Below are 13,441 nucleotides of genomic sequence, written 5' to 3' on the forward strand. Positions count from 1 at the left end.
AATCTTGGGGTGTGCGCGATCGTTGCGGTGCCCTTTTGAAGTCCCAGATTCCGCCGCCATACGTTGCCACGGCGTCTGGTCGAACCCCGCAAGCTTGGAGTGAGTGCCCGCGTGGAATCCGAAGTCAGTCGAGTGCACCTCAGCCATGACCCCCGCAGTCAACATGACGATCCGCTGCTCGACAGCCTGTTGACGCTGTGCGTCCTGCATCAGAAACCCGCCAGCCGTGCCATGCTCACGACCGGCCTGCCGCTTCCCGCGCAACGTCTGAGCCCGGAACTGTTGCCTCGTGCTGCGGCCCGTGCGGGGCTGCAAGGGCGTCTGTTGCAGCGCAAGCTTCAGGACATTCCAACGATCGCCATGCCTGCCATGCTGCTGCTCAAGCGCGGCCGCAGCGCCGTGCTGTTGGGGTGGGAGGGCGAAGACACGGCCCGCTTGCTGCTCAGCGAGAGCGACGGCGGCGAAGTGCGCATCACTCGGGAAGCGTTGGAAGACGACTACAGCGGCAAAGTGTTTTTCGCACAGCCCCAGCACAAGTACGACGTCAACCATGGCAACCTCATCCCGCGTGCCAAATCCTGGTTCCGCGACACCCTGCTGCGCAGTAAATGGCTCTACGCCGACGCCATCGCCGCCAGCTTGATCATCAACATCATCGCCATGGCGGCGCCGTTGTTCGTCATGAACGTGTATGACCGCGTGGTGCCCAACCAAGCCACTTCGACCCTTTGGGTGCTGGCAGTGGGCATCGGCCTGGCCTATGTCTTCGACCTGGTCCTCAAAGGCTTGCGCAGCCTGTGCCTGGACCTGGCCGGCAAAAAGACCGATTTGATCATCTCTGCCACGTTGTTCGAACGCATCGTCGGCATGGCCATGAAATACCGCCCCGCGCGGGTCGGCAGCTATGCGCAGAACATCCATGAGTTCCAAGGGCTGCGCGACTTCCTGGCATCCTTGACCCTGACCAGTCTGATCGACCTGCCGTTCACCCTGCTGATCCTTATGGTGATCGCCATCATCGGCGGTCATCTGGTGTGGATTCCGGTCCTGGCCTTCCCGCTGGCGCTGGGCATCGGCTACGCCTTGCAAAAACCGTTGATGGCGACCATGGAACGTACCATGGCGTTGGCCTCCGAACGCCAGTCGAGCCTGATCGAAACTCTGGCGGGTCTAGATGCTATCAAGGTCAACAACGCCGAGAGCGAACGCCAATACCTGTGGGAGCAGACCCTGGGCACGCTCAGCCGGCTCGAATTGCGGGTCAAGGTGCTGTCGGGCCTGGCCATGAACATCACCATGCTGATCCAGCAACTGGCCGGTGTGGCGATGATCTGCGTCGGCGTCTACCTGATCATCGCTGGCGATCTGAGCATGGGCGGCCTGGTGGCCTGCTACATGCTCAGCGGTCGTGCGCTCGGCCCGCTGGGCCAACTCAACGGGCTGCTGGCGCGCTATCAGCAGGCCAAGGTCACCATGACCGCCACCGACCAGATGATGAGCCTGCCGCAGGAGCGCAATTTCGAAGAGCGCCCGCTGAGCCGCCAAGTGCTACAGGGCGCTCTGGAGTTCCGTGGTGTGGACTTCACTTACCCCAATCAGCAGAACAAGGCGCTCAAGGGCATCAATCTGATCATCCGTCCTGGCGAGAAGGTCGGCATCATCGGCCGTAGCGGTTCCGGCAAAAGCTCGCTGGCCAAGCTGATCGTGGGCTTGTACGAGGCCGAAAACGGCTCGTTGCTGGTCGATGGTGTGGACATTCGGCAGATCGACGTCAGCGAGCTGCGCCATAACGTCGGCTATGTGCCGCAAGATATCCAACTGCTGGCCGGCACCCTGCGCGACAACCTGGTCAGTGGCGCGCGCTATATCGAAGACGAACTGATCCTGCAAGCCGCCGAGCTGTCGGGCGTGCACGAGTTCGCCCGCCTGCATCCGGACGGCTATGAGCTGCAAGTGGGTGAGCGCGGGCAAAACCTGTCCGGTGGCCAACGGCAGAACGTCGCCCTGGGCCGCGCGCTGTTGCTCAGCCCGCAAATCCTCTTGCTCGACGAGCCTACCAGCGCCATGGACAACACCGGCGAAGAACGCCTCAAGCAACGGCTACAGGCGGTCATCGAAGGCCGCACCGTCTTGCTGGTCACCCACCGCGCTTCCTTGCTTTCGCTGGTAGACAGGCTGATCGTCATCGACCGCGGCAGCGTAGTGGCCGACGGTCCGAAAGCGGCTGTCATGGATGCACTGAAGAAGGGGCAGATCAGTGTCGCTTAAGTTCGATATCGGCCAGTTCAAGAACGGCCTGCGCGAGTACTTCAAGGGCAAGCGCTCGCTTGCCGGGCAACCTCTGCCAGAGGTCAACAAGGCCCTGATCGAGGATGCTCCTCGCGTGGTGCGCCTGACCATCTGGGGCATTTTGCTGTTCTTCCTGTGCTTCGTGCTGTGGGCCTGTTTTGCACCCATCGATGAAGTGACCCGAGGCGAAGGCAAAGCCATTCCGTCCTCGAAAATCCAGAAGGTGCAAAATCTCGAGGGCGGCATCGTCGCCGAGATCTTCGCCAAGGAAGGCGAGGTGGTGGAAATCGGTCAGCCTCTGCTGCGTTTGGACGAAACCCGCTTCGTTTCCAACGTTGGTGAAACCGAAGCCGAGCGTGTGTCCATGGCCTTGCGCGTCGAGCGCCTGAGCGCCGAAGTCGAAGGTCGGCCGTTGCAGATCGACGACAAGCTGCGCCAAGCCGCCCCGAGCCAGGCCGCCAGTGAAGAGTCGCTGTACCAGAGCCGTCGCCAGCAACTCAACGATGAGCTGGGTGGTTTGCAGCAACAGCTCGTGCAGCGCCAGCAGGAACTGCGTGAGTACGGTTCCAAGCGTGCGCAATACGCCAACAGCTTGCAGCTGCTGCGCCAGGAAATCGGCATGTCCGAACCCTTGGTGGCCAAGGGCGCGGTATCGCCTGTGGAAATCCTGCGCCTGCGCCGTTCGGAGGTGGAGATCCGTGGCGAAATGGACGCCACCGCGCTGGCCATTCCCCGTGCGGAAGCCGCCATCAAGGAGATCCAAAGCAAAGTCGAGGAAAGCCGCGGCAAATTCCGTAGCGATGCGCTTACCCAGCTCAACGAGGCGCGCACCGACCTGAACAAGGCTACCGCGACCAGCAAAGCGCTAGACGATCGGGTCAACCGCACCATGGTGACCTCGCCCGTACGCGGGATCGTCAAGCAGCTGCTGATCAACACCATCGGCGGGGTGATCCAGCCGGGCAGCGACATCGTCGAGATCGTCCCGCTGGACGACACGTTGGTGATCGAGGCGAAGATCCTGCCCAAAGACATCGCCTTCCTCCATCCCGGGCAGCACGCCACGGTCAAATTCACGGCCTACGACTACACGATCTACGGCGGGCTGGATGCGACCCTCGAACAGATCGGCGTCGACACCATCACCGACGAAGACAAGAAAACCACCTATTACCCCATACGCCTTCGTACCGAGCGCAGCCACCTGGGCAGCGACACCAAGCCGTTGCTGATCATTCCAGGCATGGTCGCCACGGTGGATATCAAGACCGGCAAAAAGACCATCATGAGCTACTTGCTCAAGCCGATCATCAAAGCGCGGGACGAGGCGTTGCGCGAACGTTGATGAGGGTGTAGCGCTTGAGCGAACGCCCCTTGATTGGGGCATTTTCTTAGTCATCGGTGTAGCTGGGCCGGTGCGATGGCTGCGCGCATGCGGCTCAACTCCCCGGCCGGTATTGCAGCGCTTCACCGAGGTGCGTGCGGCGGATGCTGGGCGCTCCGTCGAGGTCCGCCAGGGTGCGCGCCACCTTGAGCAAGCGATGCGCCGCGCGCAACGACAAGCTCAAACGCTCGCAGGCGTTTTCCAGCCAGGCCTGGTCATCGCTGCTCAAGGCGCAATGGGCGTGCAGGCCCTGCATGTCGAGAAAGGCGTTGGCACGGCCTTGACGCTGCTGTTGCAGGTTGCGCACTTCGGCCACCCGCTTGGCGATGTCGGCGCTGCGCTCGCCGCTGGGGGCCTGGCTGAGCACGGTGCTTTCGCGGGCGACGGTGAGGTGCAGGTCGATGCGGTCGAGCAAGGGGCCGGAAAGCTTGTTGCGATAGCGCTGGATCTGCTCGGTGCTGCAACGGCAACGACCGCTGGGGTCAGCCAGATAGCCGCAGGGACAGGGGTTCATCGCCGCCACCAACTGGAAGCGCGCCGGGAAGCGGGTTTTGTCGCGCGCCCTGGCCACCACGATCTCGCCCGATTCGAGCGGCTCGCGCAGCACCTCCAGCACCCGCCGCTCGAACTCGGGCAACTCGTCGAGAAACAGCACGCCGTGGTGCGCCAGGGTGATTTCCCCAGGCCGTGGCCGGCTACCGCCGCCGACCAGTGCCGGTCCCGACGCGGAGTGATGCGGATGGCGGAACGGACGCTGTGGCCAAGCGTTGAGCGGGCCATGGCCGCTGACCGAGCGGATGGCTGCCACTTCCAGGGCCTCCTGCTCGTTGAGCGGCGGCAACAGGCCCGGCAGGCGGCTGGCCAGCAAGGTCTTGCCAGTGCCGGGAGGGCCGGTGAACAACAGATTGTGTGCCCCGGCCGCCGCCACGGTGAGCGCCCGCTTGGCCGCCACTTGCCCTTGCACGTCGCACAGATCGGGGTAGGGGTGGCTATGGAGGATCAGACCGTTGGCCGCGTAGGGCGTGAGCGGCGTCTGGCCCGTCAGATGCCCGACCAATTCCAGCAGGTGGCCGATCGCATAGACCACCAGGCCACTGGCCAGGCTCGCTTCCTCGGCGTTTTCCTTGGGCACCACCAGCGCGCGCCCGGCCTCGCGCGCGGCCAACGCTGCCGGTAACACGCCCTGCACTGCACGCAGCGCGCCCGACAATGCCAGCTCGCCGAGGCACTCGTATTCACCGAGGTGGACGGCCGGCACCTGGCCATTGGCAGCGAGAATGCCCAAGGCGATGGCCAGGTCGTAGCGACCGCCGTCCTTGGGCAGGTCGGCGGGCGCCAGACTGAGGGTGATACGCCGGGCCGGATACTCCAGCTGGGAGTTGACGATCGCGCTGCGCACCCGGTCTTTGCTTTCCTTGACCGTAGCTTCCGGCAGACCCACCAAGGTGAGGGTCGGCAAGCCGTTGGCCAAGTGGGTTTCGACGCTGACGGCAGGCGCCTGGACGCCCACCTGGGCGCGGCTGTGGACGAGGGCTAGGGCCATGGACACTCCGTTGTCACCAAGGGGAACCGCTTCCTGCGGCAGGGCAAGCATAGGCGGCGCAGCGGTTGCGGGAGGTGGCCAATCGAGACAAAATTTTGCGCGTCTGTCGCATTGCGCGCCCAACGCCGGGCCGCGGCTCTATCGGGCCTGGTCTATCGAGCGGCACCAGCGCGCCGGTGAGACGCCGAAGGCTTTCTTGAAGTGCCTGGTCATGTGGCTTTGATCGAAGAAGCCGGCCTCCATCGAGGCATCGACCAATGATTTGCCTGCGAAAACCGCAGCCTTCATGCGGTCGAGGCGGCGCATGGTCAGGTAGCGGTGGGGGCTCGTGCCGAAATAGACGCGATAGTCCTTCGACAGGCTCCATTTGTCTCGGCCAGTGCATTCGGCCAGATCGTCCAGGCTGATCGGCCGCTGAAGGTTGTCGAGCATGTACTCACGGGCACGGTCCGCGGCCTTGAAACAACTGGCGCCCGCAGTGGCACGTTCGCCGCATACCGCCTGCAACGTGGTGAACAGTTGGAAAATGGCGTCGTCCTCTTCCAGCGGATCAAGCGGCACGTCCAATGCGCAAAGGATGTGGTCGGTCGCGGCGGCGACCCGAGGATCACTGGAAATGCCCCCTTGCAAGAAAGGCAGTGGCTTGCCATGCAGCACCTGCTGAGCCAGTTCGGGCGTGATGTACAGCATCCTGTAACGGAAACCCGAATCGTTGCCGGCGTGACCGTCGTGCTCTTCGTCGGGGTGCAGAACGAGGGTTTCTCCAGGCAGGCTGTTTCGCTGCTCGCCGCGATAGCGAAAGCTTTGTACGCCCGACAGGGTTCGACCGATGGCATAGGTGTCATGTCGATGGGGGGCGAAACCGTGCGCGCTGAAGAACGCTTCCAACCGCTCGAGTTTCGAGGTGTGGGGCGAATGCCGTACCCAATCCTTGGTGGATGGAAGCTCGATCACGATGGTTGCTCCAAGCGTTCGGGTGCTTTGGCATGGCGTCGACCGCCAGCCTGGTCGGATGTTTGGCAGTGTATGTCTTCCATCCTCAGACATGAATCCAGAAATCGTGGAGCATCAAGGCCGCGCATACCGCCAGCACACAACCCATCAAGCGATTGAACAGATTGAAATAAGCATCCTTGGTGATTCGCCTGCCAAGAACGGCACCTAGCAACGAGTAGCTTCCAGGGGCGCCGGCGCCGCCAAGTGCAATCATCATCGATACCACGGCGATGGTCACTCCAGTGATGTGGGCCGCCGGAAACATCACGGTAGTAATGGGCAGCACCACCATCATGCCTTTGGGGTTCAAGGCCTGAATCAGAAACCCGTTCCAGAATGTCAGTGGTTTTTCCGCCGGCCATACCTGTTCGGTTTTGCCAGGCAAGACCACGTGTGAAGTGAATACCTTGAATGCCAGGTACAACGTGTAGAGGCCGCCGACGAGTGCCAGATAGGGCAGTGCACTGCGCGATAGCAACGCCTCGCCGGTGTAGCCGAACAACAGGAGCAACGTGAACATCGCGCAGCCTACGCCCATGAAAAATCCAAGGGTTCGGCGAACTTGCCCCGTCAATCCGGCATTCAGCCCCATCACATTGACGGGCCCTGGGCTGTACATGACGCTGAAGGCGTACAAAAATATTTCCATGTCGTGCTGTCCTGGTCGAGTGCTGTGCACGCACCTTAAGACGAGGCATCGAGCCTTTCTTGTACGTTCTTGGGTTGAGCGGGCAAGGCAGGAAAGCTGTCGACACAGGACGCATCGATAGACACGTTTTTCGCTTGAACGTCGAGGCCACATTCGCCGCGCAAGGCCGCGATGAATATGGCCTGGGTGTTGCCGCGCAGGGTTCGCTGGTTCAGAACCACTGGCCGAAACGGCGGATATACAAAGCTTTCATGCCTTGGGAAACCAGGCAATAGCTCAGCAAGGTCGCGACCAGCCAAGGGAAGTAGTCCCACGGCAACGGCACTAGCCCGATTGTCGTGCCCAACGTCGAGAACGGGATGTAGATGCCCACGCACATCACCAGACCTGTAGCCAGAACCACCGGCCAGGCCGCCGTGCTTTGGAAGAACGGGACCTTGCGGGTACGCAGCATGTGCACCACCAGGGTCTGCGACAGCAGGCCTTCGATGAACCAGCCTGACTGGAACAGCGCCTGCATCTCCACGCTGTTGGCGGCGAACACGTACCACATCAGGGCGAAGGTGGTGATGTCGAAGATCGAGGAGGTGGGCCCGATCCACAGCATGAAACGGCCAATGTTGCTGGAGTCCCAATTGCGTGGGCGGCTGAGGAATTCCTTGTCCAGCTTGTCCCAGGGCAGCGACAGCTGCGAGAAGTTGTAGAGCAGGTTCTGCAGCAACAGGTGCAAGGCCAGCATCGGCATGAACGGAATGAACGCACTGGCTACCAGTACCGAAAACACGTTGCCGAAATTGGAGCTGGCGGTCATGCACAGGTACTTCATGATGTTGCCGAAGGTTTCGCGACCTTTGACCACGCCTTCTTCGAGCACTAGCAGGTTCTTTTCCAGCAAGATGATGTCGGCCGACTCCTTGGCGATGTCGGTGCCGCTGTCGACCGAAATGCCCACATCGGCGTCGCGCAGGGCAGGTGCGTCGTTGATGCCGTCTCCGAGAAAGCCAACCGTGTGGCCATTGCCCTGCAACGCCTTGAGCACGCGCGATTTCTGTAGCGGGGTCAGTTTGGCGAATACCGTACGCCGCTCCACTTCGTTCTTGAGCTCGGCATCGTCAAGGCGGTCGAGCTCATGGCCCAGCAAGGGCTCACCTGGCTCGAGGCCGACCTGGCGGCAAATCGTGCCGGTGAGCAGTGCGTTGTCGCCGGTCAGTACCTTCACTGCCACGCCCAGGTTCTGCAAGGCGGCGATGGCCGGGCCGGCGGTGTTTTTGGGCGGATCGAGGAACGTCAGTAGCCCCTGCACTACCAACCCGTGTTCGTCGTCGGTCGAGTATTGATCCTTGGTCTGGTCGGCCGGGATCTTTCGTGTGGCCAGCAGCAGTACGCGCAAACCCAGGGCGTTGAACCCGTTTGCCTGGTCGAGCAGCATTTGCCGGTGCGCATCGTCGAGCGGCAGGGTATGACCGTCGCGTCGCACATGGTGGGCGACGGCAAGCATTTCTTCCACAGCGCCTTTGCTGACCATGAGGTGCCGGCCGACACCGTCATCGACCACTACCGACAAGCGCCGGCGGACGAAATCGTAGGGCAACTCGTCGACCTTGGCGTAAGTCACCGGTGGCTGGAAGTGGGCCGCAGTCTGCGCGAAGCTCAACACCGCTCGGTCCATCAGGTTGCGCACGCCGCTCTGGTGATGGCTGTTCAACCAAGCCAGTTGCAACAGCTCGGGGTCTGGGCGGCCATCGGGGTCGACGTGCTGTGCGAGCACGATACGATCCTGGGTGAGAGTGCCGGTCTTGTCCGTGCAGAGTACGTCCATCGAGCCGAGGTTCTGAATGGCGTTCAGGCGCTTGACCACGACCTTGCGGCGGGCCATGGCCATGGCACCTTTGGCCAGATTGGCGCTGACGATCATCGGTAGCATTTCAGGGGTCAGACCCACGGCGACCGCCACGGCGAACAGGAACGCTTCGAGCCAATCGCCCTTGACCAGGCCGTTGAGCATGAACACCACTGGCACCATGACCAGCATGAAGCGGATCAGCAGGCGGCTGACGCTGTTGACGCCGCGGTCGAAGGCGGTCGGAGGGCGTCTGCCACTCAGCGACTTGGCCAACGAGCCGAAGTAGGTCCGTGCCCCGGTCGCCACGACCACGGCACGCGCACGGCCGCTGATGACGTTGGTGCCCATGAAGCAGACGTTGGGCAGGTCGAGCAGATGGCTCGTGTCGTCGGGGCTGTGTTCGGCCCATTTTCGCGCGACGTTGCCAAGCGCATCGTACTTCTCGACCGGCAGGGCTTCGCCAGTGAGCACCGCTTGGCTGACGAACAGATCGCGCGATTCGATCAAGCGCACGTCGGCCGGAATCATGACGCCTGCCGACAATTGCACGATATCGCCGGCCACCAGCTCGCTCATCGGCACATCACGCAAGGTGGGCGCTTGAGAGCCATGCTCGCGGCGCTGCACGGTGGCAGTGGTGCGCACAATGGCCTTGAGCGCTTCGGCGGCCTGATTGGAGCGGTATTCCTGCCAGAAACGCAGCACGGCACTGAAATTGACCATGCTCATGATGATGATGACTTTGGTGAGGTCGGCCTCGTCGTTTTCACCGGCGCGCATCGGCAGCCAGTAGTCGGTGACGAAGCTGATGCCGGCGAGGATCAGCAGTACGTAGATGAAAGGGTTGTGCAGCGCTAGCAGGAACTGCAAGGCCGGTGCTGGCGGCTTGCCGCTATCGACCTGATTGCGGCCATCGCGCTGCAAGCGCTTGGCGGCCTCGCCATCACTCAGGCCTTGCTCGCTGGCGTCGAGATTGGCATAGGTCACGGCCAGCCCGTTGTAGGCCTCACGGGCGACATGCATGGAGAGTTTTGGGGAAGAGACAATGCAGTTTTTTACGGCCATGGGGGTGCTCCTGTCACAAGAGGCGGCGCGACGAGATGCACACACCATTCTGAGATGAACGCAGGTCGCGACGCCTATAGCCAGTTGAAATAAGTAACGCTTGCTCGAAGAGGGAAGCTCGCCAGCGAGTTTCGAAAGCATTGAAAATGTCGAAGTGCCTGCCAGGTATTTCCACGGCTGCGCGCTCGTTCCATGAAGTCAAACTAATGAATGACCGCACACTTCCGTTAAAAGAAAACGCCTATGATTTTATCTTTATGGGCTTCTAATGTTCGGTTACTTAATTAAAATGTCACCCATAGAACATTGAATCGACCCGTAGGTCGTTCATGGGCAGGCATTGCGGTTTCAGGCCGAGGGGACGATGGTCATGAGCAATCTGCCAGATGGCACAAGGCCCGCAATGATCCGCCATGGGCAGGTTCGAACCCGCCGCTAGCGGGCTTGCACGGGTCAGGAAGGGGGGAAGCGGATGACCGCGGAGCCAGTCGAGTACGAAAAGTGCGAAGTGCATTGGCCTGCCTCCAGCCAGTCCGATACCGGAAGGCGAGCACGAGCGAGCGGCAGGCGCTAACTCGAATTTACCGAGCGAGGTATCAGGATCGGGATGTTTATCTGAGCGTCTGACCGTTGCAATGTGCAAGGGCCAGCCTCCGTCTGTTGACCATGTCCATTGAACGCTTCGATTGATAGGTAATTTGCTTTGCTAATGAAGTGGGGGAACTTTAGTAACGGGCAGTACGGACGTCAACCCGAAGAAGTTGCTTTAAGTGGAATAGGGTGGAATTAGTAGTCTGAAAAGTTTGTAGGAAACTTTCCCAAGCGGAATACCGTGCCGATCGAAGTGCAGGCAAGCAGCGCCAAAAGCCTACAGCGTGGGCGGACTGGATGCCCATTCGTTAGCCATGGGCCGCTTGGCAGCCCTGATCCGGATCACCGTATCCGAATACGGCGGCTTGTCAGTCCTGTTCCGGCGTAGCGGGTGTAAGGCGTGTCTCGAGTTCGGCCACTTGCTGTTCGAGCTTCTCGAGGCGGGCTCGCGTGCGTGCAAGCACTACCATTTGGCTATCGAATTCTTCCCGACTGACCAGGTCCAGCTTGCTGAACGCACCCTGCATCAACGCCTTGAACTGGCTTTCGATTTCGCCGCGAGGTTGTGTGGCGTCGCCGCTGAACAGGCGTGAAGCCTGATCGCTGAGGGCGTCGAGAAAGGCTTTGGGCGCGAGCATGATCGAGCTGTCCGTGAAGGGAGTGAGAGGCGCGAGTGTAGCATGGCGAATTCCATGCTTCAGGCTGCACGGTTTTTGCGCACTGATGCCCTTTGCTGTGCACTGCAATTGTGCATGCTCAACGCCAATAACCAGTGGCCCTTGCTCGATCTCGCCCCGCAATGCTCCTAACTCAAGGGCTTGGTCGATTTGGCAAGGTTTCTGCAATGCCATCCCATGACAGGCACCGGAGTAGGCCCAACACGACGTCAATCGGTTACTGAGTCGGCAGTGAACGGGACGACGCCATCGACGCGTTACAAAGCCAAGCGCTGCGCTTAGACTTGAGACGGGTTTGTTTTCCTGGGGCAAGTCCATCAAATCGGGAGAGAGTTGCATGAAACTAGTCACTGCCATCATCAAGCCGTTCAAGCTGGACGATGTCCGCGAATCGCTGTCGGAAATCGGCGTACAGGGCATCACCGTCACCGAAGTCAAAGGTTTCGGTCGGCAAAAAGGTCACACCGAGTTGTACCGCGGCGCCGAATACGTCGTCGACTTCCTGCCCAAGGTCAAGATCGACGTCGCCATCGACGACAAGGACCTGGACCGGGTCATCGAAGCCATCACCAAGGCGGCCAACACCGGCAAGATCGGTGACGGCAAGATCTTCGTGGTCAATCTGGAACAGGCGATCCGTATCCGTACCGGCGAAACCGACACCGACGCGATCTAACGCCGCAGCACCGCCTCAGCAAACCCCAACGCCCCAGGAGATAACAACATGACTCTGCGTCAGATCGCAGGGCTTGGCGCCCTGTTGCCGCTCGTAATACCAGGCCTTGCCTTGGCCGACGAAACTGCCCCGGTGCTCAACTCCGGCGATACCGCCTGGATGCTCACCGCTACCGCCCTGGTGCTGTTCATGACCATTCCAGGCCTGGCTCTGTTCTACGGCGGCATGGTGCGTTCGAAGAACGTGCTGTCGGTCATGATGCAGTGTTTCGCCATCACCGGCCTGATCAGCCTGCTGTGGGTCATCTACGGCTACAGCCTGGCGTTCGACACGACGGGCATGGAAAAAGGCGTGACCAATTTCAGCTCCTTCGTAGGTGGCCTGTCCAAGGCGTTCCTGAGCGGTGTCACCCCTGCCAGCCTGACCTCGGCCACGGCGCTGTTCCCGGAAGCGGTGTTCATCACCTTCCAGATGACTTTCGCCATCATCACCCCCGCACTGATCGTCGGTGCCTTTGCCGAGCGCATGAAGTTCTCCGCCATGCTCGTCTTCATGGCCATCTGGTTCACCCTCGTCTACGCACCGATCGCGCACATGGTCTGGAGCGGTGACGGTGCGCTGATGTGGGATTGGGGCGTGCTGGACTTCGCCGGCGGCACTGTGGTGCACATCAATGCCGGTATCGCCGGCCTGGTCTGCTGCCTGGTGCTGGGCAAGCGCAAAGGCTACCCCACCACGCCCATGGCGCCGCACAACCTGGGCTACACCTTGATCGGCGCGGCCATGCTGTGGATCGGCTGGTTCGGCTTCAACGCAGGCTCTGCCGCGGCTGCCAATGGCACCGCCGGCATGGCCATGCTGGTCACTCAGATCGCCACTGCCGCTGCGGCGCTGGGCTGGATGTTCGCCGAGTGGATCGGCCACGGCAAACCGAGCGCTCTGGGTATCGCCTCCGGCGTGGTGGCGGGCCTGGTGGCCATCACCCCGGCGGCCGGTACCGTCGGCCCGATGGGCGCCCTGGCGATCGGCTTGATCTCGGGCGTGGTGTGCTACTTCTGCGCCACCAGCCTGAAACGCAAGCTTGGCTATGACGACTCCCTCGACGCCTTCGGCGTACACGGTGTGGGCGGCATCGTCGGCGCGATTCTGACCGGTGTGTTCGCGGCACCTGCCCTGGGCGGCTTCGGCGCGGTCACCGACATCGCTGCGCAAGCCTGGGTGCAGACCAAAGGCGTGCTGTTCACCGTAGCCTACACCGCTGTGGTCACCTACGTGATCCTGAAAGTGCTGGACAAGGTGATGGGGCTACGGGTCAACGAAGAAGAAGAGGCAATCGGTCTCGACCTGGCTCAACACAACGAGCGCGGCTACAACCTGTAAGCGCGATGCCACGACAATCAGCCCGGCTCGCCGGGCTTTTTTTTATCGAAGTGTTCAACAATCCAGGTTGCGCTTCGCCCTGTGCCTCGTCGCGCCCATGCGGTCAAAAAACTTACAGGTCATGGCGCCTTCAGAGCGCTTTGCTTTTTCTGCGGGCGCGCTAGAATGCGCGCCACAGTGCATTTCGCGGTACGGACGAATGGTGTTCGTCGAGTGCACAACGGGCATTGGGACGGGCGCTTCGAGCCAGCCTCGAGCCGCTGCGACACGCATACACCACCTGAGACGGGCACACCCCTTTTGCGACAATCCACCGCTCAGCGCCTTGCGCCCAACAGGCGCTGCTGA

General features: G+C 61.4%; 9 protein-coding genes. 4 read left to right on the plus strand and 5 right to left on the minus strand.

Going from position 1 to position 13,441, the window contains the following annotated elements:
- Positions 1-111 precede the first annotated feature (111 nt).
- On the plus strand, positions 112-2,268 hold the full coding sequence (locus tag AA0Z93_RS08320) for a type I secretion system permease/ATPase (RefSeq protein WP_413049039.1): 2,157 nt from the start codon (positions 112-114) through the stop codon (positions 2,266-2,268).
- Entirely contained in the window at positions 2,258-3,634 is a 1,377-nt protein-coding gene (locus tag AA0Z93_RS08325) for an HlyD family type I secretion periplasmic adaptor subunit (protein WP_413049040.1), read from the plus strand. Before AA0Z93_RS08320 ends, AA0Z93_RS08325 begins: the two co-directional genes overlap by 11 nt.
- A gap of 94 nt (positions 3,635-3,728) precedes the next feature.
- On the opposite strand, the gene AA0Z93_RS08330 is transcribed toward AA0Z93_RS08325, so the two are convergent.
- From AA0Z93_RS08330 to AA0Z93_RS08350, 5 genes are all read right to left on the minus strand, one after another.
- Positions 3,729-5,216 (minus strand): YifB family Mg chelatase-like AAA ATPase, encoded by a 1,488-nt coding sequence (locus AA0Z93_RS08330; RefSeq protein ID WP_413049041.1) that lies wholly within the window; start codon positions 5,214-5,216, stop codon positions 3,729-3,731.
- Between the two features lie 138 nt (positions 5,217-5,354).
- Positions 5,355-6,170, minus strand: coding sequence for an AraC family transcriptional regulator (locus tag AA0Z93_RS08335; protein WP_413049042.1), 816 nt, complete (start codon positions 6,168-6,170; stop codon positions 5,355-5,357).
- Positions 6,171-6,255: 85 nt separating this feature from the next.
- The gene (locus tag AA0Z93_RS08340) at positions 6,256-6,861 is read right to left on the minus strand and encodes a LysE family translocator (RefSeq protein ID WP_413049043.1); all 606 of its coding nucleotides are present in this window, start codon (positions 6,859-6,861) and stop codon (positions 6,256-6,258) included.
- Between the two features lie 211 nt (positions 6,862-7,072).
- Positions 7,073-9,769 (minus strand): magnesium-translocating P-type ATPase, encoded by a 2,697-nt coding sequence (mgtA, locus tag AA0Z93_RS08345; RefSeq protein WP_413049044.1) that lies wholly within the window; start codon positions 9,767-9,769, stop codon positions 7,073-7,075.
- Positions 9,770-10,728: 959 nt separating this feature from the next.
- Positions 10,729-10,998, minus strand: a complete 270-nt coding sequence (locus AA0Z93_RS08350; RefSeq protein WP_413049182.1) for an accessory factor UbiK family protein — start codon at positions 10,996-10,998, stop codon at positions 10,729-10,731.
- Between the two features lie 376 nt (positions 10,999-11,374).
- Here AA0Z93_RS08350 and glnK point away from each other — a divergent pair, with 376 nt between their 5' ends.
- Together glnK and AA0Z93_RS08360 are read left to right on the plus strand one after the other, a co-directional pair.
- The gene (gene glnK, locus AA0Z93_RS08355; protein ID WP_002555808.1) at positions 11,375-11,713 is read left to right on the plus strand and encodes a P-II family nitrogen regulator; all 339 of its coding nucleotides are present in this window, start codon (positions 11,375-11,377) and stop codon (positions 11,711-11,713) included.
- A 48-nt stretch (positions 11,714-11,761) separates the two neighbouring features.
- The gene (locus AA0Z93_RS08360) at positions 11,762-13,093 is read left to right on the plus strand and encodes an ammonium transporter (protein ID WP_413049045.1); all 1,332 of its coding nucleotides are present in this window, start codon (positions 11,762-11,764) and stop codon (positions 13,091-13,093) included.
- The last annotated feature ends 348 nt before the right edge of the window (positions 13,094-13,441 follow it).

Origin of the sequence: Pseudomonas phoenicis, from assembly GCF_047302395.1 — a bacterium.
Classification (GTDB): Bacteria; Pseudomonadota; Gammaproteobacteria; order Pseudomonadales; family Pseudomonadaceae; genus Aquipseudomonas.